The 26,240-nt window shown below is 70.6% G+C and carries 23 protein-coding genes and 2 tRNA genes; 16 read left to right on the top strand and 9 right to left on the bottom strand.

Annotated elements, in window-relative coordinates:
- Positions 1-18: 18 nt before the first annotated feature.
- Positions 19-282, bottom strand: a complete 264-nt coding sequence (locus ADL01_RS14875) for an acyl carrier protein (protein WP_053742496.1) — start codon at positions 280-282, stop codon at positions 19-21.
- Between the two features lie 174 nt (positions 283-456).
- Here ADL01_RS14875 and ADL01_RS14870 point away from each other — a divergent pair, with 174 nt between their 5' ends.
- Entirely contained in the window at positions 457-1,908 is a 1,452-nt protein-coding gene (locus ADL01_RS14870; protein ID WP_159049523.1) for a CoA transferase, read from the top strand.
- A gap of 47 nt (positions 1,909-1,955) precedes the next feature.
- Complete coding sequence (locus ADL01_RS14865; protein WP_053742465.1) at positions 1,956-2,513, top strand: carboxymuconolactone decarboxylase family protein; 558 nt, start codon at positions 1,956-1,958, stop codon at positions 2,511-2,513.
- A gap of 102 nt (positions 2,514-2,615) precedes the next feature.
- Here the strand turns inward: ADL01_RS14865 and ADL01_RS14860 are convergent, their stop codons facing one another.
- The 4 genes from ADL01_RS14860 to ADL01_RS44680 all read right to left on the bottom strand — a co-directional run bounded on the left by ADL01_RS14860 (position 2,616) and on the right by ADL01_RS44680 (position 5,363).
- Complete coding sequence (locus ADL01_RS14860) at positions 2,616-4,130, bottom strand: MmgE/PrpD family protein (RefSeq protein ID WP_053742495.1); 1,515 nt, start codon at positions 4,128-4,130, stop codon at positions 2,616-2,618.
- Positions 4,127-5,116, bottom strand: coding sequence for a diacylglycerol/lipid kinase family protein (locus ADL01_RS14855; protein WP_053742464.1), 990 nt, complete (start codon positions 5,114-5,116; stop codon positions 4,127-4,129). The genes ADL01_RS14860 and ADL01_RS14855 overlap by 4 nt, the downstream gene beginning before the upstream one ends.
- 60 nt (positions 5,117-5,176) lie before the next feature.
- Positions 5,177-5,268 (bottom strand) — tRNA-OTHER (locus tag ADL01_RS44685).
- A gap of 3 nt (positions 5,269-5,271) precedes the next feature.
- Positions 5,272-5,363, bottom strand: a tRNA-OTHER gene (locus tag ADL01_RS44680).
- Between the two features lie 209 nt (positions 5,364-5,572).
- Here ADL01_RS44680 and ADL01_RS14850 point away from each other — a divergent pair.
- Positions 5,573-6,691, top strand: coding sequence for a fatty acid desaturase family protein (locus ADL01_RS14850; RefSeq protein WP_063783519.1), 1,119 nt, complete (start codon positions 5,573-5,575; stop codon positions 6,689-6,691).
- 114 nt (positions 6,692-6,805) lie between these two features.
- Positions 6,806-8,209: an MFS transporter gene (locus ADL01_RS14845; RefSeq protein ID WP_053742463.1), complete on the top strand. Its 1,404-nt coding sequence runs from the start codon at positions 6,806-6,808 to the stop codon at positions 8,207-8,209.
- 101 nt (positions 8,210-8,310) lie between these two features.
- On the opposite strand, the gene ADL01_RS14840 is transcribed toward ADL01_RS14845, so the two are convergent.
- Together ADL01_RS14840 and ADL01_RS14835 are read right to left on the bottom strand one after the other, a co-directional pair.
- A complete protein-coding gene (locus ADL01_RS14840; protein ID WP_053742462.1) occupies positions 8,311-8,520 on the bottom strand; it encodes a hypothetical protein in 210 nt (69 codons plus the stop codon).
- 51 nt (positions 8,521-8,571) lie between these two features.
- Positions 8,572-9,552, bottom strand: a complete 981-nt coding sequence (locus ADL01_RS14835) for a bifunctional lysylphosphatidylglycerol flippase/synthetase MprF (RefSeq protein WP_053742461.1) — start codon at positions 9,550-9,552, stop codon at positions 8,572-8,574.
- A gap of 182 nt (positions 9,553-9,734) precedes the next feature.
- On the opposite strand from ADL01_RS14835, the gene ADL01_RS14830 reads away from it, so the two are divergent.
- The 11 genes from ADL01_RS14830 to serS all read left to right on the top strand — a co-directional run bounded on the left by ADL01_RS14830 (position 9,735) and on the right by serS (position 20,291).
- Complete coding sequence (locus ADL01_RS14830) at positions 9,735-11,333, top strand: aldehyde dehydrogenase family protein (RefSeq protein ID WP_078960525.1); 1,599 nt, start codon at positions 9,735-9,737, stop codon at positions 11,331-11,333.
- A 39-nt stretch (positions 11,334-11,372) separates the two neighbouring features.
- A complete protein-coding gene (locus ADL01_RS14825) occupies positions 11,373-12,512 on the top strand; it encodes an acyl-CoA dehydrogenase family protein (protein ID WP_053742459.1) in 1,140 nt (379 codons plus the stop codon).
- 49 nt (positions 12,513-12,561) lie between these two features.
- Positions 12,562-13,875: an aspartate aminotransferase family protein gene (locus tag ADL01_RS14820; RefSeq protein WP_053742458.1), complete on the top strand. Its 1,314-nt coding sequence runs from the start codon at positions 12,562-12,564 to the stop codon at positions 13,873-13,875.
- A 5-nt stretch (positions 13,876-13,880) separates the two neighbouring features.
- Complete coding sequence (locus ADL01_RS14815; RefSeq protein ID WP_053742457.1) at positions 13,881-14,354, top strand: type II toxin-antitoxin system RatA family toxin; 474 nt, start codon at positions 13,881-13,883, stop codon at positions 14,352-14,354.
- A gap of 16 nt (positions 14,355-14,370) precedes the next feature.
- A complete protein-coding gene (locus tag ADL01_RS14810) occupies positions 14,371-14,901 on the top strand; it encodes a hypothetical protein (RefSeq protein ID WP_053742456.1) in 531 nt (176 codons plus the stop codon).
- Positions 14,898-15,458: a flavin reductase family protein gene (locus ADL01_RS14805; protein WP_053742455.1), complete on the top strand. Its 561-nt coding sequence runs from the start codon at positions 14,898-14,900 to the stop codon at positions 15,456-15,458. Before ADL01_RS14810 ends, ADL01_RS14805 begins: the two co-directional genes overlap by 4 nt.
- 83 nt (positions 15,459-15,541) lie before the next feature.
- Positions 15,542-16,462: a VlmB-like protein gene (locus ADL01_RS14800; protein WP_234354635.1), complete on the top strand. Its 921-nt coding sequence runs from the start codon at positions 15,542-15,544 to the stop codon at positions 16,460-16,462.
- Positions 16,459-17,475, top strand: a complete 1,017-nt coding sequence (locus ADL01_RS14795; protein WP_053742454.1) for a beta-ketoacyl-ACP synthase III — start codon at positions 16,459-16,461, stop codon at positions 17,473-17,475. Before ADL01_RS14800 ends, ADL01_RS14795 begins: the two co-directional genes overlap by 4 nt.
- Before the next feature lie 43 nt (positions 17,476-17,518).
- Positions 17,519-17,749: an acyl carrier protein gene (locus ADL01_RS14790; RefSeq protein WP_053742453.1), complete on the top strand. Its 231-nt coding sequence runs from the start codon at positions 17,519-17,521 to the stop codon at positions 17,747-17,749.
- A complete protein-coding gene (locus ADL01_RS14785) occupies positions 17,746-18,969 on the top strand; it encodes a beta-ketoacyl-[acyl-carrier-protein] synthase family protein (RefSeq protein WP_053742452.1) in 1,224 nt (407 codons plus the stop codon). Before ADL01_RS14790 ends, ADL01_RS14785 begins: the two co-directional genes overlap by 4 nt.
- Before the next feature lie 41 nt (positions 18,970-19,010).
- Entirely contained in the window at positions 19,011-20,291 is a 1,281-nt protein-coding gene (gene serS / locus ADL01_RS14780; RefSeq protein WP_053742451.1) for a serine--tRNA ligase, read from the top strand.
- On the opposite strand, the gene ADL01_RS14775 is transcribed toward serS, so the two are convergent.
- Positions 20,243-21,049, bottom strand: coding sequence for an AfsR/SARP family transcriptional regulator (locus ADL01_RS14775; protein ID WP_063783518.1), 807 nt, complete (start codon positions 21,047-21,049; stop codon positions 20,243-20,245). The two genes, serS and ADL01_RS14775, sit on opposite strands and share 49 nt — an antisense overlap.
- A gap of 413 nt (positions 21,050-21,462) precedes the next feature.
- Between ADL01_RS14775 and ADL01_RS14770 the strand changes: the two genes are divergently transcribed.
- On the top strand, positions 21,463-22,740 hold the full coding sequence (locus ADL01_RS14770) for an APC family permease (protein ID WP_234354630.1): 1,278 nt from the start codon (positions 21,463-21,465) through the stop codon (positions 22,738-22,740).
- 652 nt (positions 22,741-23,392) lie between these two features.
- Here the strand turns inward: ADL01_RS14770 and ADL01_RS43705 are convergent.
- On the bottom strand, positions 23,393-26,077 hold the full coding sequence (locus ADL01_RS43705; protein WP_053742449.1) for a helix-turn-helix transcriptional regulator: 2,685 nt from the start codon (positions 26,075-26,077) through the stop codon (positions 23,393-23,395).
- Between the last annotated feature and the right edge of the window lie 163 nt (positions 26,078-26,240).

The following is a 26,240-nucleotide window of genomic DNA, read 5'->3' as shown; positions in this document are numbered from 1 at the left end:
TGGTCTCCAGCCGGGACGTCATTCGGAAAGGTGGTCGATCAGATGGCCCGCAGTCGGATGCCCGAAAAGGTCGGCCGTCGAAATTTCACATTCCAGCTTCTGTTCCAAAGCGAGTTTCAGCTCGCTGAGACGCAACGAGGTGAGACCGAGATCGAAGAAGCCGACATCGAGCGCGAATTCATCATCGTCCGTCATGAAAAGTGCTGCTTTGAACTCCTCGACCACCAGGCTCTCGATGACGTCCCGACGCTCGTGCCTGGGCATGAGCGTCAGCTTCTCCATGGTGGGGAAATCGTGCGGCACTCCGGCCACCACCTCTCCGAATCGACTGCGACTCCCCCATCGAAACAGCCGTTACTGATAACCAACTGACAGGCGACTGACGACAGTTGTCCGAGGCCCTGGAGTTACCTCCGACCGGTTTATCGCCGCCGAATTAAGGCTACGATGCCCGGCATGGATGAAAACGAATTCGACCTCCTGGGTGAATTAGACAGGACTCTGAAGGTATTGGGGCTCTCCCGGGACCCGGCGGTCAGCGAGATCGCCGTCAGCGGAAGCGATCCCCTCGTGCCGTCCACCATCAGACTGGGTTCGGCGATGGGCATCGCCCTGCTGTCCGCAGCCGTCGGCGCCGCACAGATCTGGCAGGCCGGCACGGGGCGTCCGCAGCGGCTGGCGCTGGATCTGGGGCAGGCGATGCACCAGATCACGCCGTACCTCGGCGGTGGCAACACGCTGAACGGATACGGCTCCAACATGGGCAGCGTGCTCGGCCGGGACGGCACCCCCATGCCCGCCCTGTGGGACCTGTACCGCACGGCGGACGACCGGTGGGTCATCCCCATCGCCTGCTACGCGCGCTCCCGTGACGAGTTCACCGCCCTGCTGAACACCGCGCACACCCGTGAGCACTTCGCCGCTGCCATCGCCCGGTGGAACGCGTGGGAGTTGGAGGAGGCGGCGGCGGCGCGCGGAGTGCCGCTGGCCGTCGTCCGCAGCAGGCAGGAGTTCCTCGACCACCCTCAGGGGCAGGCCGTGCTGGCCGAGCCACTCGTCTCGGTCGAGCGCATCGGCGACGCCCCGCCGCGCCCCCTGCCGGTGGGCGCACAGCCACTGTCGGGCCTGCGCAGCCTCCAGTTCACCCATGTCTTCGCGGGCACGGCGGCCGGCCGGGTCCTCGCGGAGCAGGGTGCGGACGTCCTGCACGTGTGCGAGCCGAACGCCTTCGACCACGACCTGTGCTGGAACGAGTGCGGGGTCGGCATGCGCTCCGCCCGGCTCGACGTGCGGCGCGACAGCGACGGGCGCCGGACCTTCGACCAACTGCTGCGCACGACCGACGTCTTCGTCCACAACCACCGGGCGTCGAAGATGGACCGTCTCGGCCTCGGCCCACAGGAGTGCGCGGAGATCTCGCCCGGGATCATCAACGTGTCGGTGCGCTGTTACGGCCACAGCGGGCCGTGGCAGGATCGCGGCGGCTTCGACCAGCACGCCCAGGCACTGACCGGCATCAACTGGAGCGAACGGCAGGGCGACGAGCCCAGGCTCCCGTACGGGCGGATGGTCAACGACTACCTGGCCGCCTCCCTCGCGGCCGCGGGCGTCATGAGCGCGGTCCTGCGCCGGGCCCGGGAAGGCGGCAGCTACGAGGTGCGCGTGTCCCTCGCCGGCGTGTCCAACTGGACCTACGGCCTGGGCACGTTCGGCCAGGAGACGGCCCGGTCCGTGCCGACCGACCTGCTGCCCCCGGCCGAGCGGATCACCCGCTCCACTCCGCTCGGCGAGTTCGGCCTGGTCGCACCTCCCGTGCGGCTGAGCGAGACGCCTCCGTCCTGGCGCGGCCCCCTTCTCGTGCCCCGCGGCTCCTCGCAGCCCCGCTGGCTCGAGACGGTGACCGTCTGATCCCCGCCGCCCCACACCACCCGCATCGCACGAGGAGAGAACTCGTCATGTCCCGCATCCCTTGCCTCGACACCGAGGCGCTCCCCGAATCCTTGCGTTCCCTCGCCCAGGGACGCGTCATCAATCTCTACCGGGTCCTCGGCCACGCACCGCAGTCGGTCGAGCAGATCGCCCGGCTCGGCGCCGCGCTCTTCACGGAGGGCGGCCTCAGCGCGGTGGAACGCGAACTGCTCATACTGACCTACGCCACCGGCTTCCGGTCCGAGTACGAATGGGCCCAGCACGTCCCCATCTCGCGGGCCGTCGGCGTCACCGACGAGCAGCGGGCGGCTTTGCGCCGCGCGGACCACGACTCGGCCGTCTTCACCCCGGCGCAGCGAGCGCTCGTGGCGTTCGCCTCGGCCGTGGCCGACGGCCCGCTCGTCGACGACATCCGCTACGCGCGACTCAGGGAGCACTACGACGAGGAGCAGGTCGTGGAGACGCTGATTCTGGCGGGCTTCTACTTCCTCGTGGCCCGGGTGTGCACGGTGCTCGACGTGGAGATCGACGCGCCTGAGGGCGACGAGGTGCTCCGCATGGCGCAGGAGATGCGGGCCGGGTGACGCCACCCGGGAAACTCCGTTGAGCGTGGGGCCCCGAAGCAGTCGCGGAGGGGCCCCACACACGTCCCTCGTGGGCGCGGGCCCGACCGCGCGCTCCGCGTGTTACCTCGGCGCGGGCCGCTGGACGGCGAGTGCCGCGTGCAGCCAGTCGCGCAGTCGGACAGCGCCCATCGCGCCGAGCTCGACAGCGGCCTTCGCGGTGTCCACGTCACCACCGAGGGACACGAACTTCTCCCGGACCAGCTCGTCGTGACAGGCCCGGGTGTGCGGGCCGGCGGCGCCCAGGGGGACGAGCCGTTCACGGGTGAACGCGCGGCCGTCACGCAGGCGTACGGTGACGCGGGCGCCGGTCGCCTTGGTGGCGGCCGTGAAGTCGGGCTCGGGCGGCTCGGCCGCGTCGAGTGCCATGCGGGCGGTCTCGGAGCCGCCGAAGTCGAACAGCCAGGGCTCTGCGGCGGCTCCCGCCCGGCGGACCGCGGCGCCGAAAGGCGCGGCGGACGCGAACAGTTCCCGGGTGAGGGCGGGGTCGTGAGCGAGCCGGACCCGCTGCGCCAGCTGCCAGCGGGCCGGGTCCGCCAGGGCGGGCCGCTCGAAGTCGGCGACCGTCAGGCCACCGGTGAGCAGCGCCGTGGCGACCGGGTAGGGCGTGTGCAGCACCAGTGCGCCCAGGGGTGCGTCGGGGCCGGTGACGTAGCGGTCGGCACGGCGGCCCGCGTACAGGGTGTACAGGGATGTCTCCACCAGTACCTCCGCCACCGAAGCCGGGTCGACGGGCGGGGCCGACCGGCCGACGTCCGACCGCAGTTCGCGGTGGAGGTCGATGGCGCAGTCCACGGCCGCGTCGATGCCGGGGCCGCCGGGGCGCATCTTGAAGGACAGCGTGTCGGTGTGCCAGCGCCGGCCGAGGCCGTCGGTGACCTCGTCGGGCAGCGGCACCGTGGCCAGCGCGGCGAGAAAGCCGTCGGGGTGTTCCAGGAGATCCGGTGCGCCGCGCAGTCCGGCGGTGGCGGCGTCGCAGGCGTCCATGCCGGCCCGCACCGGGGCGAAGGCGTTCAGGAGCCGGGCGTCGCTGGCCAGGAACGCCCGCATCAGCGGCCGGTGCGGCATGGCGAGGGCCAGGCCCAGGGCGTCCGCCCACCGCCTGGGATCCTTGACGCCCTCGCAGTGCAGCCGTCCGCAGACGGCGCCCACCAGATGGGTGTGGACCGCGCTCTGTCCGCGCAGCGGTCCGAGGGTCGCGGCGGCGGTGACGCGGGCCGCGCACTCGTTGGCGGCGACCACCGCCGTGAGCAGCGCGGCGCCGGTCAGCCGGCGGGCGTGGGCGAACGCGAGGGGGACGGCAACCGTCGAGTTGGAGAGGTGTCCGGCGTACGCGGTGTCGTCGAGGTTGAGCCACGAGCCGAGTCCGGCCAGCACACAGGCGGCCTGCCGGGCGTCGGGCTGGAACGGCTCACCGAACGCGGCGATCATGCGGCCGCCCAGCGGGTGGACGGCTCCGGCTCTGATGGACGCGACCTGGGACAGGACCTGGCTGGCGGCCAGCGCACGGACCCGGTCCGGGATGTCGTCGTACGTCAACCGGGCCGCCCACGCGCACAGTTCCTCCAGGAGCGTCACGCCCGCGCCTCGGCCGCCGGGGCGGCGAGTACGGCGGTGTCGGCGCCCCATACCGGGAGGGCGCCGGGCAACACCTCGAAGGTGAGCCGGGCCAGGTCGGGAGGCTGGAGGTTGCCGTCGTGCTCGAAGCACAGGGGTACGCCGTCGAGGCGCTCCACGACGATGCGCCGGCCGCGGCCGTAGTGGACGCCGGGCAGACCGAGGTGGGCGGCGCGTCGGGTGAGTTCAGGGACCTCGGCGGGGGATATGGGCGAGCCGATGACGCAGACGTCGAGCAGGCCGTCGTCCAGTTCCGAGTGCGGCAGCACCTGGTAGCGCCCGCCGCGGAAGCGCCCGCCGCCGACGTTGGCGAGCACGGTGGGCCCCTCGTACAGAGGCGTGCCGTCGACGGTGACCCGGCCGGGATACGGCGTGAAGGCGGCGGCAGCATCGGCGAAGGCCGTGGTGTAGCGGTCGCGGCCACTCTGCGGCACCGACCGCGCCACCCTCAGGGCGTCGGCGATGACGCCGGAACAGGCGCCGAGGAACACCTTCGCGCCGGTCTCCGTGAGGTGGGCGAGGTCGATGCGGCGCAGTCGGGCGCCGTGGCGGGGGCCGTCGAGGACAGCGGTGAGCGCCGTCCGCCAGGGGCGGTCCGACCAGAGCATCTTGTAGCCGGAGTTGCCGGTGCCCGCCGGCACGATGGCCAGTGCGGGGCGGGCCGCGGGACCCTGGGCGACGAGACCGGCGACCACCTCGTGCACCGTGCCGTCGCCGCCGACCGCCACCACCAGGTCGGGCACGCGGTGCCCGACGGTTTCCGAACGGGCCGCGCTCACCGCCGCGGTGGCGTCGCCTCGACCGGTGGTGCGGTACAGGCGCACGTCGGCCGCGCGGTTCGCGCACTCGGCGAGGACGTCTGCCGTGAGCCGATCGCTCGTGGTTCCGGCAGCGGGGTTGGCGACGACGAGCACGCTCCGAACGAGCGCCTGGGACTCCTCGGTCATGGAAACTCTCCGGAAGTCGATGGGGATGCCGATGGAACGGACAGCACTGCGGTAGACGAGCGGAGAGGGCAGGATTCGAACCTGCGCAGGCGGGCAAAACCACCCGACCGAGACGAATCCCGGCCCCCGATAACCACTCCGGGCACCTCTCCAAGCGGAGAGGGCAGGATTCGAACCTGCGCAGGCGGGCAAAACCACCCGACCGAGACGAATCCCGATCCCCGATAACCACTCCGGGCACCTCTCCAGCGATTCCGGTTCCGGTGAGTTCGCACTCTCCGGCGCCGTTCTCGAGTACAACTCTGCAGCAGTCCTCTGACACGCTGCTGATATCTCTCTGACGATCTTTCGGAATATCTCCGTCAGGGCACAGTCAGTTGGATATCAGGGCGCTACTCGATGCTGGAATTCCGCCCGTCTCATACGACGGATCATCTCGTGCGAGGGGACCCAGGCATGAACAATCCCTATGGCGATGCCTTACTGGGGCATCAGAGCCGGCCGACTGCACCGGTCCGGGCCGGCGAGGGCAAAGGTGAGCGGGCTGGGGGAGCGTCGGCCACGTTCGCCGAACTGCTCCAGCGCGTCAAAGCGGAAGGCCTCCTGGACCTGGCCCCCCGCTACTACTTCGGCCGGCTGACGCTGAACGCCGCCATCTTCGCCGTCGGCATCGCCGCCTTCTTCGCACTCGGCGACTCCTGGCTCCAGCTCCTCGTCGCCGTCTGGATGGGCTTCAGCGGCGGCCAGAGCGCGTTCATGTGGCACGACGCGGGCCACAAGTCGATGTTCCGAAACCGTCGTGCCGCCTCCCTGGTCGGCTACATCCACGCGAACCTCGTCAACGGGGTCAGCTACGGCTGGTGGGTCAACCACCACAACCGGCATCACTCCCACCCCAACCACCTGGACATGGACCCGGACATCGGCCGGCGCACCGTCATCTTCGACATGAAGCAGTACCCGGGTCGCAAGGGCCGGCAGCGGCTGATCGTCCGCTACCAGAGCGTGCTGTTCTTCGTACTGCTCGTGCTGGAGTCGTACAAGATGGGGAAAACGGCCGTGCAGATGATCGCGCGCCGTGAGGTGCGCCGCCCCACGCTGGAGGCCACCCTCCTGGTCGTGCGTATGGCGATCTTCCTGACGCTCCTGTTCACGGTGCTGTCGCCGCTGCTCGCCGTGGCCTTCTTCCTCGTGCAGAACGCCACGCTCGGCGTGTACTTCGGGATGATGTTCGCGCCCAACCACAAGGGCATGGAACTGCGCGACGGCGAGGAGGAGTCCCTGGACTGGCTCGCCCGCCAGGTGCTGACCTCCCGCAACATCCGGCCGTCCCTAGTGATCGACTTCCTGTACGGCGGCCTCAACTACCAGGTCGAGCACCACCTGTACCCGGCGATGCCGCAGAAGAACCTGGCGCGGGCCCGCGAGCTGACCATGGCCTACTGCGCCGAGCGCGGGATGCCGTACCACGAGGTCGGCTTCTGGGCCTCGTACAAGGAGGTCGCGACGTTCCTGCACGAGGTCAGCGCACCGGTACGCGACGGCCGGGCAGGCGCCACGAGCCAGGCGGCCTGACTCGACCCCTCGGCCCGGCCCCGGCACCTCCCGCCGGAGCCGGGCCGCGGCGCGTCCGGCACCACCCCAAGACACCTGAAGGCCCTCAATCCCAGAGAGGAGTCCCCCTCCGCCATGTCCGAAGAAACAACCAAGGCGGTCCAGGCCCCCGTGCCCGCGGGCCGTCGCATGTCCATCGGCGACCGGCTGGACCGGCTGCCGGTCACCCCGGTGCACCACCGACTCACCGGCGTCATCGGCGTCGGCCTGATGTTCGACATGTACGAGAACAACCTGTCCGGCGTCCTGTCCAAGGTGCTCCAGGCGGACTTCGCCCTCAACGGCACCACCCTGAAACTGGTCCTCGCGTCCGCATTCCTCGGCCAGTTCCTGGGGGCGGTGGTGCTGGGCCGGTTCGCCGACCGGTTCGGCCGACGGCGGGCCTTCCTGCTCAACCTGGCGCTGTACTCGGGGGCTTCGCTGGCCGGCGCGTTCTCCCCGTCAGTCGGCTGGCTGGTGGCGACTCGCTTCGTGGCGGGGATCGGCATCGGCGCGGAGCAGTCGCTGACCGACAGCTACCTCGCCGACGTGCTGCCCTCCCGGCATCGCGGGCGCCTCATCGCATTGACGTACACCATCGGCTTCTGCGGGGTGCCGGCCGTCGGTCTGCTCGCCGTGTGGCTGGTGCCTCTCAGCCCGTTCGGCGTGGCGGGCTGGCGCTGGCTGTTCTTGCTCGGCGCACTGGGCTCGGCGGTGGTGTGGGGCTTGCGCCGGGGCCTGTTCGAGTCGCCGCGCTGGCTCGCCGCGGTCGGCCGGGCCGAGGAGGCTGAGGTGATCACCGCGCGGCTGGAAGCGTCGGCCGGGCCGTCGTACGTCACGACGGATCCGGCGCCGGCCGTCGTCGGCCCGGAGACTCGGTCACCCGAGGGCGGCATGCTGCGGGCGGTGTTCTCGGCGTCGTACCGCCGCCGGACGGTGATGACGTGGATCTTCTGCCTGCTGTCCACGGTCGGGTACTACGGGTTCGGCACACTGGCCCCGCAGGTGCTGGCCGCGAAGGGGTTCGACGTGGTCCAGGGGCTCGGCTACACCGCCGTGGCGTTCTTCGGCTACCCGGTGGGCTCCCTGCTCGCGGCGCCTTTGTTGGACCGGATCGAGCGGAAGACGCTGGTCTCGGCCTCCGCGTGCACGATGGCGGCGACGGGCCTGGGCTTCGCGTTCGCCGCCTCGCCCGGCTGGGTCGTGACCTTCGGATTCGGCTACACGCTGGTCAGCAACGTGTTCTCTGCCGCCTCGCACGTCCTGCTGTCCGAGCAGTACCCCACGGCGATCCGGGCCGGCGCCTCCGGCCTCGCCTACTCCCTGTCCAAACTGACCGCGGCGGCACTGCCGTTCCTGCTGCTGCCGCTGCTGGACTCGGGCGGGGCGGGGCTGCTGTTCACGGTGATCGCGGGCGCGATGGTGCTGCTGTCGCTCGACGTCGCCGTCCTCGGCGACCGTACGACAGGCCGCCCGGTGGACCGGATCCCGGTCCGCTGACGCCCCTGCGCATGTCGAAAGCCGTGGTGGCGGGACCCGGTCGATCCGGGTCCCGCCACCACGGCTGTGCGCGTCGGCCGGTCAGCCGGCCGGGCCGCCGGTCAGCCCTGCCGCTCTTCGCTGAGCCGGGCGTCCAGCACGCGGACCGCGTCGTCCGCGGTGCGGGCGATCTCCTCGTCGTCCGGGGCGCCGATGACGGCCATCAGGAACTCCACCACGGAGTGGCGCAGTTCGTCGGTACTCCTCTTCGTCGCCGCGGTGGTCGTCGTCTCCGTGGTCGTCGTCTCCGTGGTCGTCGTCTCGATGGACATGGCATCTCCCTGGGATCAGGCGGTTCGGACGGTCGGGCTGGGCGGCGCGGTTCAGAAGGAGTTGCAGGCGCGGAAGATGTGCGCGAAGGACGGCAGCGAGGCCTGCCCCTCGAAGGCCACGTACTCGGGGATCACCAGCTCGGGCCCCCATTTCTCCTTGTAGGCGAGCTGGGTCTGCGCCGGGTACAACGCGCCGCCCTCGGCCCACAGGAACTGCATCAGCCAGCTGAAGGCCGGGCTGTGGCCCGGGAGCTCGCTGGCGGGGTCGAGCCCGGTGAAGGGAGTGAAGCCGAAGTGCAGCCACGGCGTTCCCTCACCCCGGAAGATCTCGATCGCCGCCGCGTTGACGGCTTCCATCAGGCCGGGAGAGCCGCCCGGCAGCCGGCGGCTGAGGTCGTGCATCCAGCCCGCGCGGCTGCCGTAGACCGGGCAGTAGGAGATGTAGGCGACCGGTTCGTCGTCGATCGTGCCGAGGAAGAGACGGCGGTGTTCCTGCGCGGGGCCGCCGATCTGGCCGACGAGGAACTCCAGCGGACGGGCGCTCTCTCCCTTCGATTTCAGCCAGGCCGAGTCGATGTGCTCGATGGCGTGCTGCCAGCGCCCGGCCTCGACCTCCTGGACCTTCAGCCCGTTGCGCAGGGCCCGGGAGATCTTGTTTCGCAGCTGCATGAACTTCGTACCGCGCAGGCTGAATTCAGGCAGCCGCACGGCCCAGGAAGCGCCGATCTGGTTGACGGTGAAGCCGTGCCGGACATAGGCCTCGGCGTCGGAGCGCTGCAACTGCACACCCACCACACGAAGCCCCTGTCGGCGGGCGTGGGCGAGGAAGGCGTCCAGCAGCGAGTCGTAGGAGTCGGGCGGCGCGAACGGGCCCCCGAACTGCACCAGATACCGGCCGGCCTGCCGGTGCAGCACGACTCCTTCTGCGCCGGGCAGGGTGAAGACCTCCTTGTCGTCGTTCATCGCGAGAAAAGCACTGGGGTTTTCTGCCTCGGTCCAGTTCCTTATGGCGTGCAGAAGTGTCTCGGTCATGAGTGAAGTAGAGCAGAGACCAATTCGCCGCCGAAAGGGGACCGGGTCGGGCAGTAGGCACATGTCAGAACAGGGTCAGCCCCACGTCAGTTCCGTATCAGAGAACACTGTAAGACTGTTTTCCGAACAGGCTGCACAAGGAATCGAATGGCCATATGGAGACGCAATCTATGGGGCGGTCGATGCATACATCAGAAATCCGCAGCTACCAGCTCTACATTGGCGGCGAGGATGTCGAGAGCGATCAGTGGGTGTACACGGTCAGCTCACGTTCTCTTTTGGAGGACGTTTTCACGAGCGTCAGCCTGAAGCGTGAGCTGGAGCGGCATCCGGAGTCCGAGGCCGCGGGTCATCCGTATGTGGCGGGCCGGTGCGCTGTCGCGAGCGACTCGGACATCGACCGGGCGACCACCGCCGCGGCGGCCGCGGCTCCCGCGTGGGCGGCTGTGCCGCTGGACGAGCGGATGCGGCTGGGCACCCTGTTCCGGGAGGAACTCCTGCGCCGGCAGGACGAGTTCACCGAGATGCTGATGGTGGAGGGCCACCCGGTCAAGCTCGCCCGGTGGGAGCTGAGCTGTCTGCTCCAGGTGTACAGCGAGGAGAGCCTCGGCTGGTACCGGCAGCAGATGCACACGGAGTTCCAGCACGGTCCGCGGCGGCTCATCGTGCGGCGGCAGCCGGACGGCGTGGTCGCCTTCAACCCGCCGCAGAACGCACCCGCCCCCAGCGCCGCCCTGGCGGTGCTGGCGGTGATGGCGGGCAACGCCGTGGTGGTGCGGGCGCCGCGCAGTATCGCTCTCAGCACGATGTGGCTCATCCGAGACGTGGTGGCGCCACTGCTGGAGAAGGTGGGCGCGCCGCCCGGGGTGCTCAACGCGATCTGCGCGAATCCCCGGCAGACGCTGGACCGCTGGCTGGAGGATCCGCTGATCGACGACATCTTCTACATCGGCGGCAGCCAGGAGGGCCTGCGTTTCCAGGAACAGTGCGTGGCGCGCGGCAAGAAGCCGATCCTGGAACTGGCGGGCAACGACGGCATCGTGGTGTGGCGGGACGCCGACCCGGTCCGGGCCGGTGAGGCGATCGCGGAGGCGTTCTACGGCTCCGGGCAGATATGCATGGTGCCCAACTACGTACTCGCGCACCCGGCGATCGCCGACCGGCTGATCGAGGAGGTCAGCAAGCGAGCGGCGGCGATCCGGCCCGGCTATCCGGAGGACCCGGAGGTGCTGCTGTCGCCGGTGCGGCGCAGCGAGCGGTTCTTCACGCTGCTCCAGCAGGCCCTGGACCGGGGCGCCGAGCTGGTCACCGGCGGCAGCCGGGCCGAGGTGGACGGCACCCCCTCCGACACGGGCGTCTTCCTCCAGCCGACGGTGCTGCGGGTGGAGGGGCTGACCGAGGCCCGAAAGTACGACGTCGTCCGCGACGAGACGTTCTTCCCGCTGCTGCCCGTGGTCGTGCCCGAGGCGGGCACCGACGACGAGCTCCTGGAACGGATGATCGACTTCGTCAACTCCAACGAGTACGGCCTGCGCAACTCACTGTGGGCGGACTCGCCCGAGGTCATCGACACAGTGGTGCGCCGGATCGGCAACGGCGGCCTGCTGAAGATCAACGACTCGCACATCGGCTTCCTGCCGTACCTGCCCAGCCACGGCGGAACCGGGCTCACCGGCGGCGCGTTCGGCGAGGCCAACTACCCGATGCTCAAGACCTCGCATCTCCAGGGCGTGAGCATCGCGCGGGACGTCAGCCCGCACGAGGCGGTCTTCGGTTCCTGACCCGCCCGACGCCACCCGACCCCGTAGGGAGATCCCCCCATGCGATCCCTCAGTCACGCCCGAGAGGTGTGCGAACGCCACCATCCCGGCCTCCTCACGGCACTGGAGGCCCTCCCCTTCGCCGAGCGCGAGGCACCCGGCTCCCCCGTGACCGCGCTGCTGCGCGAGCACGGCGGCGCGGGTCTGCTGGTCCCCGAGAACCACGGCGGGCGGGGCGCCGGCGCCTTGGACGCGATCCGGGTGCAGCGTGCGGTGGGCTCGGTGTCGCCCTCGCTCGCCGCGGCGGCCGCGATGCACCACTTCACCGTCGCCATGCTGTTCGAAATGGCCGCCGGCTCCGGGCGACTGACGCCCGCTCAGGCGAAGGTGTTGCACGGCATAGCCCCGGAGCGGCTGCTGCTCGCCTCCGGCTGGGCGGAAGGCCGTACCCAGCAGAACATCCTGATCCCGTCCGTGACGGCCACCGCGGCCGAGGGCGGCTTTGTGCTGAACGGCGTCAAGAAGCCGTGCAGCCTGGCGCGTTCCATGGACCTGCTCACCGCGAGCATCGCGGTCCCCGGCGCCGACGGCGCCCCGGAGCTCGCGCTGGCCCTGCTGCCGGCCGACTCCCCCGGCATCTCGGTGCACCCGTTCTGGGGCAACGAGGTGCTCGCGGGAGCGGAGAGCGACGAGGTCCGGCTGACCGATGTGTTCGTCCCGGAGGAGCTGGTGGTACGCACCGTGCCGGAGGCTCCGCATCTGCTGGACGACCTGCAGACGACCGGGTTCATCTGGTTCGAGCTGCTGATCTCCGCGGGTTACGCGGGCGCCGCGACGGCCCTCGTCGCCACCGTGCTGGAGCGGGAGCGCGGCAGCGCCGGTGAGCGTGCCGCGCTCGCGGTCGGCGTGGAGTCGGCGTTCGCCCTGCTGGAGGGCGCCGCGCGGGCCGTACAGGACGGGCTGGCCGGTGAGCCGGCGGTGGCGGCGGTGCTGGTCGCCAGGTACGCCGCCCAGGAGGCCCTCGTCCGGGCCGCCGACCAGGCACTGGAGCTGCTGGGCGGCATCGACTTCATCCGGGGCGGCGAGCACACCCGGCTCGCCGACTCCGTACGGCCCCTCGCCTTCCATCCCCCGGGCCGGGCTTCGGCCGCCGAGCCGCTGCTGAAGTGGTTCACAGGCGGGTCCCTGGAGCTGTCATGACCGAACACGTCCCCCGGCCCGGCGTCACAAAAGCCACAGGAGTGACCTCATGACCACCACCGCACAGCCCTCCGCCGCCGAGGTCTCCGAGATCTCCGAGATCTCCGAGATCTCCGAGGAGAAGGTCCTCGGCCTGTACCGGGCGCATCTGAGCAAGGGGCGGGCCACCGTCGCCGAACTCTTCGGCAGTCATATGGAGGTCGAGTCGTCCGGCGCCTGGCTCACCACCAGCGACGGCGAGCGCTTCCTCAACGCGGGCGGCTACGGCGTCTTCATCATGGGCGCCCGGCATCCGCTCGTCGTGGAGGCGGTCGAGCGCCAGCTGCACCGGCACCCGGTGGCCACCCGCATCCTGCTGGAACCCACGGTGGCGCAGGCGGCCGAGGCCCTGGTCTCGGTGATGCCCGCGGGCCTGGACCGCGTCCACTTCGCGCTGTCCGGCACCGAGGCGGTCGAGGCCGGGCTCAAGCTGGCCCGGGCGAGTGGCCGACGGCGCACGGTCTCGATGTTCGGCGGCTACCACGGCAAGACCATGGGCGCCCTCTCGGCCACCGCCAAGAAGGTCTACCAGGACCCCTTCCGACCGCTCCTGCCCGACTTCACGCACATCCCGTACGGCGATGCGGACGCCCTGCGCGAGCAGTTGGCCGCGCATCCGGGCGAGGTCTGCGTGATCCTGGAGCCGGTGCAGGGCGAGGGCGGCGTGATCATCCCGCCGAAGGGCTTCCTGAAGGAAGTGGAGGCGCTCGTCCGGGAGTACGACGGCTTCCTGATCCTGGACGAGGTGCAGACCGGGTTCGGGCGGCTCGGCGAGTGGTGGGGCGCCGACATCGACGGCATCGTCCCGGACGTGCTGCTGGCCGGGAAGGCACTCGGCGGCGGAGTTGCTCCGGTGTCCGCGGTGGTCGCCACCCGCAAGGCGTTCCGCCCGTTCGACAAGGACCCCTACATTCACACCGGCACCTTCTCCGGGCAGCCGCTGCTGATGGCCGCCGTCCAAGGGGCGATCCGCGCGGTGCAGGAGGAACGTCTGGTCACCCGGTCGATGGAACTGGGCGCCCGGCTGCTGCCCCGGATCACCGAGATCGCCCACCGCAACCTGCCCGGACTGCTGGTGGAGGTGCGGGGGCGCGGGCTGCTGATCGGAGTGGAGCTGGTCGAGGCGGGGCTGGCCGGCGAGCTGCTGATCGAGCTGTTCAACCACGGGGTGGTGGCCAACCACTCGATGAACGGCAGCGCGGTGGTCCGCTTCACCCCGCCCGCGATCCTGACCGACACCGACGTGAACCATCTGCTCGACTCCTTCGACAAGGCGACCCGCGACCTGGTCAGCGGCTCCGCCACGATGCCCGAAAGGCGGTAGGGACCGTGCGAGAGGTAACCCTTGAGGCGCTGGTGCGCGCGGAGAGCGCCGAGAGCGTCTTCCACGCCGTACGGCGCTGGGAGCGCTTCCCCGAACTGGCCCCGCACGTGGAGGCCACCACCGTGCACGCCACCCACCCCGACCCCGACTGCTCCTCCAGCTGGGAACTGCACTTCCGCAGCGGCCTGTTGCGCTGGACGGAGCGGGACGTCTTCTGCACCGAGACCCTGGAGATCCGCTTCGAGCAGATGGACGGCGACTTCGACTCCTTCCAGGGCGCCTGGCGGATCGCGCAGGACGGCGCTGACGTGACCGTGCGCTTCGTCGCCGAGTTCGACTTCGGCATCCCGAGCCTCGAAGGCATCCTCGACCCGATCGCCGAGCGGGTCATCAGGGAGACCGTCGCCTGGGCCGTCACCGGGATGTTCCCCGACAGCGAGGTCGTCGGCGAGCAGCCCGGCGTGCCCGCCACCGCATGACAGGAGGCAAAACGTCATGGACCAGGCAAATCCGTTCGAGACCCCCCGGACCTACTCCCTGCACCGCGCCGAATACCTGGCCGGCTTCGCGGTGTCCACGGGCCTGATCATCGCTCACCTCGGAGACATCCGATGGCTGCCCTTCGTCGGGCTGTTCCTCTACATCGACCTCATCGGCTACATCCCGGGCGCCGTCGCGTTCAAGCGGGCCCAGGGCCGCCCCATCCACAAGGCGTACTACGTCCTCTACAACGTGATGCACAGCCTGATCACCCAGGGCATCGTGATCGGCCTGTGGTGCTGGCTGGCCGGGCCGGAGTGGGCGCTGTTGGCCATCCCGTTCCATCTGTTCGGCGACCGGGGCCTGTTCGGCAACTTCATGAAGTCGTTCGCCCTGCCCTTCGAGCCGGTGCGGCAGGACGGCTATCTGCGGCTGCTGGACGACCTGGGTCTCGCCCACCCGAAACCGGTCGGCCACGGAGGCGACCCTGTTCCCGTGGGGCACCTGCCGGCGTCTCGCCGGGAGCCGCAACGGGTCGTGCGATGAACGCCGGCTTCGCCACCGTGGTGGACCGGCTCGCGGCGCCGGTCGCCGTGCTGACGGTGTGTCATGACGGGCGGACGCACGGGACGACGGTGTCCTCGCTGACGACGGTGTCGCACGCGCCGCCACTGCTCGCCGCGAGCCTTGAGGAGGGCTCGTCCTTCGTCCACCTCGCGCTCGTCGAGGGGCGGTTCGCGGTCAACGTACTCAGCGGCGGTCAGGACTCGGTGGCCAGGCGGTTCGCCGATCGCGACCGCCCGGCGGGCGCCGCGCAGTTCGACGGTCTCGCCTGGCGGCGCGACCGGTACTCGGGCGCACCCCTGCTGGAAGGGGCGTTGGCGCACTACGCCTGTCGGGTGCGCGGCAGCCTCCTGGTCGGCGACCACGAGGTCCTGCTGGGGCTCGTGGTCCGGGCGGACGTGGGCCCGTCCGGGGCGCCGCTGCTCAGCTACGCCGGTGAGCTGGTGGCCGGCGCGCCCCGGAGGGACGTGGCGCATGCGCCGTGGGTGCCGGACTCTTCCGTGATCCATCCGAAGGAGAAGGAGAAAGCAGCACTGTGAGCATCGACAACACGGCCCGGACCGAGGCAGCCGTCGCTCCGGAGGCCGACTGGGACGCCGCTCCCGGGCTCCTGGACGGCGCCATGCAGCTGACCCTCGGGCCGACCGACTGCGACCTCCCGTACTGGATCACCTCGGTCGCCCAGGGCACCCTGCGTGACCGAGGGGTGACAGGCCATCATGCGGACGCGCGGGTACCGGACTTCCTCAAGGAGCCCGGTCCGCTGCGAGATGCGCTGATCCTGGAGTTCGGTTTCCGCGGCGTGTCCGAGGAGATAGCCACCCGGCTGCTCGCCCCGTACGTCGAACTCGCCCCGAGCATTCCGGAGATGGAGTTCTACGCGACCCAACTGCTCGACGAGGCCCGGCACGCCCGGGTGTTCCGCAACCACCTGGTGGAGCTGGGCATGCCGGCCGACACCCTGCTGCGGGACGTGACGGAACTCTCCGCCGACTACCGCGCCCGGGTGCTCCAGCCGGTGGTGGACTTCACCCTGGAGATCGTGCGGGAGCAGCAGGACTTCGCCGGCGGGGTGGCCGTCTTCGCCATCGTCATCGAGGGCGTCCTGGCGCCCGCCGCCGAGCTGAGCGAGCGCAAGTGGACCCCGCTCTCCCCAGCGACCGGCGAGATCTCCCGGGGCACCGCGATCGACGAGATCCGGCATCTGACGGTGGCGAGCACGATCCTGAAGGACCATCTGGCCGCGCACCCCGAGTCCCGGGACCGGATCGTGGAGATCATCCAGGCCGGGGTCAAGATGTGGGACGAGGTCCCCGACCGGGAGTTCGTGATCCACCGCGAGAAGCTCTTCCAGGAGGGCATGGCCGCCCACGCGGACAGGATCGGCGACTACGAGATCTGGCCGGGCGTACGGATGCTCGACACCACTCCCGAACAGCGGTACGACATGGCCGAGCGGTGGACCGAGCAGATGGCCGAGGTCCGCATGGCGTACATGGGGCTGCCGCCGGAGCTGCTGGGCGGCACCGGGGGCTCCGTATGAGCGGTGCGTCCGGCGGGCGGGCGGCGGTCATCGCCGGGATCGGGTGTCACCTGCCGCCGGACGTGGTGACCAACGAGGAACTGACCCGCCGCCTCGAGACGTCCGACGAGTGGATCCGCTCCCGGACCGGGATCGCGACCCGGCACATGGTCGCGCCCGGGGTCGCCACCTCCGACCTGGCGGTCGAGGCGGGCCGGCGCGCACTGGAGTCGGCCGGCGGCGGCGCGGACGCCGTCGTGCTGGCCACCACCACGCCCGACCGGCCATGCCCGGCCACCGCCCCGGACGTGGCCCACCGGCTCGGGCTGGGCGGTGTCGCGGCGTTCGACGTGTCGGCGGTGTGCAGCGGCTTCCTGTACGGCCTCGCCGCGGCCGCCGGGTTCATCGCCTCCGGCACGGCCGAGCGGGTGCTGCTGATCGCCGCCGACGCGTTCACCACGATCATCGATCCGCAGGACCGCGGCACCGCGGTGATCTTCGCCGACGGCGCCGGAGCCGTCGTCCTGCGGGCCGGGGACGCGAGCGAGCCCGGCGCCGTCGGCCGGGTGGTGCTGGGCAGCGACGGCGGGCTGAACCGACTGATCCAGGTACCGGCGGGCGGCTCACGGCAGCGCTCCTCGGGGGTCGCGCCGGAGCCCGGCGAGGAGTTCTTCCGGATGGCCGGACGCGAGGTGTACCGGCACGCGGTGGAACGGATGACCACCTCGTCCCGGCAGGCCGCCGAGGCGGCGGGCTGGGACACTCCGGCGGCGGCCGACCGGTTCGCCGCGCATCAGGCGAACGCCCGCATCCTGGCCACCGTCGCCGACGACCTGGGCATCGCGCACGAGCGACGGCTGTCCAACATCGAGCGGGTGGGCAACACCGGGGCGGCGTCACTCGCGGTGCTGCTCGCGCAGGCCGCCGCCGAGGGCACCCTGACGGCCGGCCACCGGCTGCTGCTGACCGCGTTCGGCGGCGGCCTCACGTGGGGGGCGACCGCGCTGGTCTGGCCCGACGTGAAGGCCCTATGACCGACTTACCAGACAACCGACTTACCAGACAAAGGGAGAGATCATGTTCGACACCCTCAAGGAAATGCTCGTCAGCAAGCTCAAGGTGACGCCGGAGACCGTCACCCCCGACGCCACACGGGAGGACATCGAGCTGGACTCGCTGGCTGTGGTGGAGCTCTCGCTCGTGCTGGAGAAGGAGCTGGGGCTGACCATCAGCGACGACGAGCTGCTGGAGGCGGCCACCGTCGGCGACATGGTCCGGCTGATGGAGGAGCGGAGTGCCGCGGCATGACCGTCGGTGCCGACATCGCGGTCACCGGTGTGGGACTGGTGACACCGGCCGGTACGAGCACCGCCGCCACCTGGGCGGCGGTGCTCGCGGGGCGGCCGACGGCGGCCCTGGACCCGACGCTGGAAGGCAATTCCGTACGGCTGTCCTGCCGGGTGCCGGGGTTCGACGCCGACGCCCTGCTCGGCGCCCGGCGGGCGCTGCGGCTGGACCGGTTCGTGCAGTTCGCTCTGGTGGCGGCCCAGGAGGCGGTGGCGGACGCCGGGTTGGACCCGGCGACCTGGGACGGCGCCCGGGTCGGTGTGGTCATGGGGTCGGCCGACGGCGGGCCGGGCACCGTGGAGGAACAGCACCTGGTGCTGATCACCGAGGAGGCGCGCCGGGTCTCGCCGCTGCTGCTCCCCATGCAACTGCCGAACATGCTGGCCGGGCAGCTCGCCATCGCGCTGGGGGCCAGGGGACCCAATCTGGTGGTGGCGACCGCCTGCGCGTCCGGCGCGACTGCCGTGGGTACCGCCCGGGACCTGCTGACGCTGGACCGCTGTGACATCGTGCTGGCCGGCGGCAGCGAGGCGATGATCACGCCGCTGGTGATGGCCGGGTTCGCGCAGATGGGCGCGCTGTCCGCGCGGGAACACGACCCGGACAGCGCGTCCCGGCCCTTCGACGTCGAGCGGGACGGGTTCGTCGCCGCGGAGGGCGCCGGGGTGCTGGTGCTGGAGCGGGCCGCCGACGCACGCGCCCGCTCGGCCCGGGTCAGGGGCCGGGTGGTGGGGTACGGGGCGAGCGCCGACGCCCACCACGTGACGAGCCCGCATCCCCAGGGTGTGGGCGCCGAGTCGGCGGTGCGGGCGGCCCTGGCGGACGCCGGCGCCGCCGCGTCGGAGGTCGGCCATGTCAACGCCCACGGCACGTCGACCCCGCTCAACGACCTGGCCGAGGGACAGATGCTGAGCCGGGTGCTGACCGGGAGCCCGCTGGTCACCTCCACCAAGGGGGTGACCGGGCATCTGCTGGGTGCGGCCGGGGCGGTGGAGGCCGCGCTGACGGTGCTGAGCCTGGAACAGGGAGTGGTGCCCCCGACGGCGGGTCTGTCCTGCCTCGATCCACGGCTCGACATCGAGGTCGCGACCACCGCCACCGCGACGAGGGCCGAGCTGGCACTGTGCAACTCCTTCGGCTTCGGCGGGCAGAACGCCGTACTCGCCATCGCGGCGGCCTGAACGCGCCCGGCCTGGCATATCGGCAGAGGAAGGGACAAGCGATGCACGATGCACGTGAGCTGCTGGCGCTGGGCGAGGATGCGGTGGCCCGGCTCGCCCGGCGCGGTTACGCGCTGCGGCTGAAGGAGCTGGAGGCGCTGTACCGGGAGCGGACCGCGGCGGCGGAGGAGATGGACGGAGCGCGGGCGGAGCTCAACCGCTCGTCCAAGGGCGGCGGCCGGGACGTCGTCCCGGAGGAACGGCGGGCGGCGGCCCGGGTGTTGCGGGAACGGGTACAGAGGGCCGAGGCGCGTTCCAGGGACGCCCGAGAACGCCTCTCCGACCTGCTGCTGACGATTCCGAACATCCCGCTGGACGAAGTCCCCGACGGGCGCACCGAGGCCGAGGCGGTGGAGGTGCGCCGGTGCGGCCCGCCGCCGGCCGCGGCGGACGAGGCCCGTCATCACGCGGCGGTCGGCGCCTCACTGGGCATCCTGGACGGCGACCGCGCGGCCCGGCTGTCCGGGGCCAGATTCTCGGTGGCCCGCGGCGCCGGGGCCCGGCTGGAGCGGGCGCTGGCCGCCTTCTTCCTGGACCTGCACACCGGCGCCCACGACTACACCGAGTACTCGGTGCCGTATCTGGTGACCCGGGAGACGATGACCGGCACGGGGCAGCTACCCAAGTTCGAGGAGGACCTGTTCTCGACGCGCGTGGGCGACCGGGAACTCATGCTGATCCCCACCGCCGAGGTGCCGCTGACGAACCTGTTCGCCGGTGAGGTGCTCGACCCGGCGCAGCTGCCGCTCGCCGTCACCGCCCGCTCCCCCTGCTTCCGGGCCGAGGCGGGTTCCTACGGCCGAGACAGCCGGGGCATCCTGCGGCTGCACCAGTTCGAGAAGGTGGAACTGGTCCGGCTGTGCGCGCCGGACGACGCGCGGCGGGAACTGGAGCTGATGGTCAGCCATGTCGAGGAATGCCTACGGGCGTTGGAGCTGACGTACAGGGTGGTGCTGCTGCCGGCCGGGGATCTCGGCTTCTCGGCCCGGATGACATACGACCTCGAGGTGTGGATGCCGGGCGGCGGCGCCTTCCGGGAGATCTCCTCGGTGTCCGACTGCGGCACCTTCCAGGCGAGGCGGGCCGGCATCCGCCTGCGCGGCCCGGGCTCCCGGAAATCACCCGTCGTGACACTCAACGGCTCCGCACTGCCGATCGGACGCACGATGGCAGCGCTTCTCGAACAGGGGGTACGGCCGGACGGTTCGGTGGCGCTGCCCAAGGCTCTCGTGCCCTACGCGGGCTTCGGCCGCATCCTGCCGGACGGCACCACGAGCGACTGATCGTGGCCGGCCCCCGGGATTCTGGACCTGTGCGCGTTCAGATGACCGCTCACGCCGGGCACCTGGTTGAGGATCTCCCGCAGCCGCTGCCGCAGTTGGATGGAGGGTTCGATGCCCAGCTCCTCGACGAGCCTACGACGGGCGCAGTTGTAGGTCTCGAGCGCCTCCGCCTGACGGCCCGCCCGGTAGAGGGCGAGCATGAGGAGTTCGGTGATCCGTTCGCGCCAGGGGTGGGCGACGCTCATGCGCTTGAGCTCGCCGATGGTGCGGACCGGGTCGGCGATGTCGATGCCGAGCGACAGCTTGTCCTCGACCGCGGTGAGGTACTCCTCCTTCAACTGGAGGGCGACGCTGCGGCACATCGGTCCCTGGACCACGTCCTGCAGCGGGTCGCCCTGCCAGAGCTCCAGCGCCTCCTCGAACAGGGCGTGGGCGGCGGCCGGATCGGTGTGCATGAGGGAGCGGGCCAGGGAGATCGACCGTTGGAAGGCATCCGTGTCGACGGTGGCCCCGTTGAGTTCCAGAACGTAGCCCGAGGGGCGGGTGATCAGCCGGGGGCGGGTCGCCGGACTGTCCGACAGCTCATTGAGCGTACGCCTCAGCCGATAGACGTGCGCCTGTAAGGAGTTACCCACCGTCGGCGGCGGTGTCTCGCCCCACAGTTCGTCGTAAAGCTGCTCGACGGGGAGCAGCCGTCCGCTGTCGACGAGCAGAACGGCCAGCAGGGTCCGCTGCCTTGCGCCGGCGAGCCTGCTCACGCGCTCCCCGACCCGTATTTCCAACGGCCCGAGAAGCCTGAAGCTCAACATACTCGCACTCTTGGGACGATTCACATTCTCTGCAACCTGCTGAAACACTGCTTTTCTCCGATCACACCCGCACAGCGCGTCTTCGTGTACGGGTCAATTAATGCAACGCGCCAAGCCGAAGGCAAGAGGACCACGGGGGTCGGAGTCGTTATTGGCCGATTCAACTCGGAGCACGTCTCCATACAGGCAGCTGCGTCGGCTTCATCAGGCAGTCGCCCACCTCCATTGCCCGAGAGTTAATTGGCATTCCACCGTTGAAGCACAGAGTCGAGAATCGGGCCCGTAAACCCGATTCCAGTCATGCATTCCATTACCTTGACACTCCGAGGAGAATAATGCTCGACCATGCTCCGTCGAATACGGTGACCACACGATCGCCGACACTCACCACCCGGCACATCGTCTATCTCATCGTCTCCGCGGCCGCTCCGCTGTCAGCGATGGCCGGCACCGTTCCGCTGGCGTTCGCGTTCGGAAACGGCGCCGGGGTTCCGGCCGCATTCGTGCTGACGGGACTCGTCCTGCTGTGCTTCTCCGCCGGTTACGCCGTGATCGCCCGCCGGACCGGCGGTCACGGCGGCTTCTACTCCGCCGCCATGGAGGGGCTCGGCCGCCCGATGAGCGTGGTCAGCGGGTATGTCGCCGTCGCCGCCTACAACCTCGCGACGATCGGACTGCTCGGGGCCTTCGGCTACTTCACCTCGCTGGCGCTGGCCGACCACGGCGCGCATCTGACGTGGTGGGTCTGTGCGCTGGCCGGTGCGGCCGCGGTCGGCTGGCTCGGGTACCGCGAGATCGGGTCCGGGGCGCGCACCGTGGCCGTGATGATGGTGGGCGAGCTGGCGATCCTGTGCGCCCTGGACGTCGCCGTCGTCGTCCGTGACGGAATCCCGTCGGCTCTCCCTGCCGCGTCGTTCGCGCCGCACGAGGTGTTCGGCCCCGGCTTCGGCGTGTCGGTGATGTTCGCCGCCATCTCGTTCATCGGGTTCGAGTCCGCCGCGCTGTACGGCAAGGAGGCGAGGGACCCGCGCCGCAGCGTCGTGCGCGCCACCTATGTCGCGGTGGCCCTCATCACCGTGTTCTACGCGCTCACCAGCTGGATCGCGGTCGGCGCCCTGGGCGTGGGCGAAGTGCGCGAGGAGGCGGGCCGGCAGCTCGGCGGGCTCTTTTTCGCCCTCACCGACACCTATCTGGGCTCGGCCGCCGCCACGGGCATGCAGATCATGCTCTGCACCAGCCTGTTCGCCGCCACCCTCGCGCTGCACAGCGCCGCCAACCGGTACGCCCAGACCCTCGCCGGCGACCGTCTGCTGCCCGCTCCGCTCGCGGAGTCGCACCCTCGGCACGCCTCGCCGTACCGGGCGGGACTGGTGCAGACGGCGCTCAACGTCGCCGCGGTCGCGGGGTTCGCTCTGGCCGGCCGAGATCCGTACACCGGGATGACCACCACCATGCTGGGCCTGGGCACGCTGGGCATCGTGGCGCTCCAGGCCGCCGCCGCGCTGTCGGTCGTCCGCGTCAGCCGCCGGTTCGCGGGAGTATCGTGGCAGCGCTTCGCCGCAGCAATTCTGAGTTTCGCCGGGCTGACTGTGGCACTCTGGCTCGGCATCGACAACTTCGCGCTGCTGACCGGCTCCTGAACCGCCGGAGGCGTTTCAGCAGGCCGTAGAAAACGTCCGGATGGCGCGTTCTGGATGGTGCGTTCGGAATAGGTCAATTCCTTGGATATACCTACGTTGCCGTACCCGTCGACCGCCGTCCACGGAACGTCGATTATCCTCAGGGAAAGACCCGAAGCGGCAAGAGTGCGCGGGGCGAGAATGTGCGGTCTGACCGTCCGCCACGAGGTCGATGGTCGCCAGAATTTCCTTCCCTGGTGAAGTCGGCGCGCCGCATTATCGCGCGAACTCCGAATCCGAAGGTCTCCCAGTGGTTGGCCTTCCGTACGCTGCCGACGATGATGAGAAACCCGAAAGCCGGGACACGACGGGGACGCCGGTCTCCTCACCCGAAGCAGGGCCGACCAACGCGGTGCCGGGCGGGTCCTCCAGCGAGCCGACGAGCCCGAGGAAGGAGAAGGCGTCCTCCGCGTGGACCGCCACTCGCAGAGCAGGCATGAAGGTCTCCCGGTTCAACAGCAAGAACCCTCCGAACGCAGTCGATGGTGGCACAGGAATCACGGCTGTCGCACTCTTCGTGCGCCCGGCCGACCGGTTGTAGGGAAAAGTCACACACGTGATCAGTTGTCTTTGCGCCACACGTTTTCGCCAGCCCACGGGCGGCAGCCGCACATCAGGTCGCCGAGTGCCATTGCGAAGCGGCGGTCCGCGAAAGGCCGCCGCCGAGCCTCGCGGTGGCCAGTTCCACGCGGGAGCGGCAGCCGGTGAGCTTGAAGATCTTGGCGAGATACGCCTCGACGCTCTTCTCGCTGCGCCTGAGCGTGGCCGCGATCTGCCGGTTGGTCTGCCCGGCGACGACCATCTCGATGATCCTCAGATCCAGCCGGCCCAGAAGGGGACGTTCGTCTCTCGGCTGCGGCACGGTCAGACCGAAGTCGCCGGCGAGCCGGACGAGAGCCTCCCGGGCCGGTCGACTGGACATGCCCTCGCTCTGCCGCCAGGCCTCCTGGAGCCACTTCTGCTCACGGGTCCGCCGCAGCAGCCACACCGCGGTGCTGAAGGACAGTTGCCGCCCTCCGTCGTCGGCCAGCACGCCGAAGCCCTCCATGGCGCTGTCCACGTCGTCCGCCGCGATACCGCGCCCGAGCAGCGTGCCGGCCCGGGTCAGCCGTGAGGGAGCGGCCCGGTCGAGCTCCTCCAGCAGCTCCAGGGCGCCTCGGACAGCGGTAGCGCCCTCCGTGTCACGCACCGCATAGGACAGCAGCCGCAGCAGGGGTCTCTCCAATCCGGCGGTAAGGCCACCGCGCCACAGCGCCTGGCAGTCCCTTCGGCCCTGCCGCCACGCGCCCGCCGTGTCACCTCGGCTGTACAGCAGTCCCATCCGGGCCCAGCTCAGCAGCGGCAGGCGGCCCGCGCCATCCGTGACCCGGTCCAGCCAAGCCTGCGCCCGCGCGTTCTCGCCCTGCCGTCGGCAGATCTCTGCGGCGAGACTGCGGCTGTACGCGTACAGCGGGCCGTGCCCGGTGGCGCCCGGGGTCGCCTCCAGGCTGCCCGCCAAGGCGAGTGCGGTGGCCCAGGATCCGGTGAGGTACTCGCGGACAAGGGATTGGTGGATGTGCACGGGACTCTCCGGGAACACGGTGCCATGCTCCTCCGGCAGCATCTCCCACGCGCTCGCCAGGTCACCGAGTGCCAGCGCCTCCCGCAGCCGTTCGAGGAGAGCGGACCGCGGGCCGTCCCCATGTTCGGTGCGAGCACGGCCCAGCGCACGCCGCAACAGTCCGATCCCATCGACCGGGACAGGGCCGGCCCAGGAGTCGTGATCGGCCGCGGCGCGGGTGCCCAGCCACTGGTCGTGGGCGGCGGCCAGCGCCCGGGCCGAGGCGAGCAGCGCCCGGGCCGAGTGGGGTTCGGAGGTGCTCTCGGCGAGGTGGGGAAGCAACCGGTCGCCGAGGGCGAGCAGGTCGGCGGGGCTGCCGTGACGGAGCATCAGGGGCACGGCGGCCGCCAGGAGCTGCGGCAGCCGCGTGTCGTCGGGAGGCAGCGTCTGCAGCAGGACGCGGCATGCGCGCAGGGCGCGGTGCGGCTGCCGGCCGCCGCCCTCGCGGGTGGCTGCCAGCAGCAGTCCGGTGCGCAGCGGGGCGGGCAGTTCGGGCCCGGCGGCCAGGGCATGGTCGATGAGGCGGGGGGCGGGAAGTCGGACGCCCTCCCATGCTCCCCGGGTCGCGTCGAGCACCAGCCGGGCGTGCAGCCGGGCGAGGCGGATGTCCGTGTGATGGGCCGGGAGCTCGGCGGCGATCGCGGGGATGGCGCAGGTCAGCCGCCCTCCGTCGGCGACGGCGACGAGGCCGAGGCCGGCGAGGGTGTCGAGGTCGCGTCCCAAACGGTCTGTGGTGGTGCCCAGTTCGCGTGCCAGGTTCAGGAAGTCGTCCACGGTCGTCTCCCCGGCCGCGGTCAGTCGGGTGAGCAGGGCCAGCACCGCACCGGGCCAGAGGTCGCGGTCCGACGCGTGCGAGTCGACGTCCGGCAGCCACTTCAGCAGTTCCGTGCGGAAGCGGGGCATGGGTATCGGAGTGGCCGGATCGCCCAGATAGGCGCGCCCGTCGACGACGACCAGCCGGTCGTGGTCCTGTAAGGAGCCGATCGCGTCGAGCAGTGGCCCGGGGAAGCCCGCGACCATGCCCAGGCCCCGGCGGACCGCGGCCACCAGGTCGTCGGCCGCCGGCATTCCGAGGCGGCGCGCGATCAGGGCGGCGCTCTGCTCCCGGCTGAGCGGCGGCAGGCGCAGCACCCGGTCGGCCGTCACACCGAGCCCCGTGGCCCCGCTCGGGCCCACCGCCCCCATCGCCCCGCAGATCACCACGCATGCTCCGGCGGAGCGCAGGCCCTGCAGCAGTCCGCTCACCGCGCCCAGGTCTTCGTCCTTGACGAGGTGGGCGTCGTCGAGCACCACCGCCATCGGCCGGGTCCCGGCGGCCTGCACCAGGGCCGACAGGGCCTCCAGCATCAGGGGGAGGTTCTGCCGGCCTTCCCGTGCCGCCTGGGTCTGTCTGCGCCGGACCGCCATCACCAGTGCCCGTGATCCCGTGCCGGTTTCCTTGATCAGAGTGTCGCAGACCTGATCCAGCAGGACGTCGATCCCCGCAGAGCCCCGCGCTCCCGGCCACAGCCGGATGACGAGCTGGTTGTCGGTCGAGGCCGTGCGCAGCGCCGTCTCGACCAGTGCGGTCTTGCCCGTCCCGAAACACCCGTCCACGACCAGCAGTTGCCCCTGACGGCCGGCGGCACGCAGTGCCGCGCCGAGTTGTTCGAGCTCTTCCTCGCGTCCGATCAACAGGGTGCCGCGTCGGCTCGACATCGGTGACAACGGTCAGCACCTCCGGGTGGGAGTGGGGTCCGAGCGGGTCTGGAATACGATCTCGTGCCAGGGGTATCGCCGCCGGACCGGCTATCCGACTCACGCAAAGTTGATCTATCATTGTTTGAAACGTCAAGGAGACCGTTGGCTGTCCGGCATACCA

Source organism: Streptomyces sp. NRRL WC-3618 (genome assembly GCF_001280005.1).
Lineage (GTDB): Bacteria > Actinomycetota > Actinomycetes > Streptomycetales > Streptomycetaceae > Streptomyces.
Note: the sequence above shows the minus strand (reverse complement) of the source record. Positions and strands in the feature narration are given on the sequence as shown.

Bases quoted from the DNA above. Each gene is read 5' to 3' on its own strand.
- ADL01_RS14805 (WP_053742455.1), top strand. From the start codon at position 14,898: ATGAACGCCGGCTTCGCCACCGTGGTGGACCGGCTCGCGGCGCCGGTC.
- ADL01_RS14825 (WP_053742459.1), top strand. From the start codon at position 11,373: ATGCGATCCCTCAGTCACGCCCGAGAGGTGTGCGAACGCCACCATCCC.
- serS (WP_053742451.1), top strand. From the start codon at position 19,011: ATGCACGATGCACGTGAGCTGCTGGCGCTGGGCGAGGATGCGGTGGCC.
- ADL01_RS14795 (WP_053742454.1), top strand. From the start codon at position 16,459: ATGAGCGGTGCGTCCGGCGGGCGGGCGGCGGTCATCGCCGGGATCGGG.
- ADL01_RS14845 (WP_053742463.1), top strand. From the start codon at position 6,806: ATGTCCGAAGAAACAACCAAGGCGGTCCAGGCCCCCGTGCCCGCGGGC.
- ADL01_RS14840 (WP_053742462.1), bottom strand. From the start codon at position 8,520: ATGTCCATCGAGACGACGACCACGGAGACGACGACCACGGAGACGACG.
- ADL01_RS14790 (WP_053742453.1), top strand. From the start codon at position 17,519: ATGTTCGACACCCTCAAGGAAATGCTCGTCAGCAAGCTCAAGGTGACG.
- ADL01_RS14820 (WP_053742458.1), top strand. From the start codon at position 12,562: ATGACCACCACCGCACAGCCCTCCGCCGCCGAGGTCTCCGAGATCTCC.
- ADL01_RS14800 (WP_234354635.1), top strand. From the start codon at position 15,542: ATGCAGCTGACCCTCGGGCCGACCGACTGCGACCTCCCGTACTGGATC.
- ADL01_RS14830 (WP_078960525.1), top strand. From the start codon at position 9,735: ATGCATACATCAGAAATCCGCAGCTACCAGCTCTACATTGGCGGCGAG.
- ADL01_RS14870 (WP_159049523.1), top strand. From the start codon at position 457: ATGGATGAAAACGAATTCGACCTCCTGGGTGAATTAGACAGGACTCTG.
- ADL01_RS14850 (WP_063783519.1), top strand. From the start codon at position 5,573: ATGAACAATCCCTATGGCGATGCCTTACTGGGGCATCAGAGCCGGCCG.
- ADL01_RS14875 (WP_053742496.1), bottom strand. From the start codon at position 282: ATGGAGAAGCTGACGCTCATGCCCAGGCACGAGCGTCGGGACGTCATC.
- ADL01_RS14785 (WP_053742452.1), top strand. From the start codon at position 17,746: ATGACCGTCGGTGCCGACATCGCGGTCACCGGTGTGGGACTGGTGACA.
- ADL01_RS14835 (WP_053742461.1), bottom strand. From the start codon at position 9,552: ATGACCGAGACACTTCTGCACGCCATAAGGAACTGGACCGAGGCAGAA.
- ADL01_RS14810 (WP_053742456.1), top strand. From the start codon at position 14,371: ATGGACCAGGCAAATCCGTTCGAGACCCCCCGGACCTACTCCCTGCAC.
- ADL01_RS43705 (WP_053742449.1), bottom strand. From the start codon at position 26,077: ATGTCGAGCCGACGCGGCACCCTGTTGATCGGACGCGAGGAAGAGCTC.
- ADL01_RS14855 (WP_053742464.1), bottom strand. From the start codon at position 5,116: ATGACCGAGGAGTCCCAGGCGCTCGTTCGGAGCGTGCTCGTCGTCGCC.
- ADL01_RS14865 (WP_053742465.1), top strand. From the start codon at position 1,956: ATGTCCCGCATCCCTTGCCTCGACACCGAGGCGCTCCCCGAATCCTTG.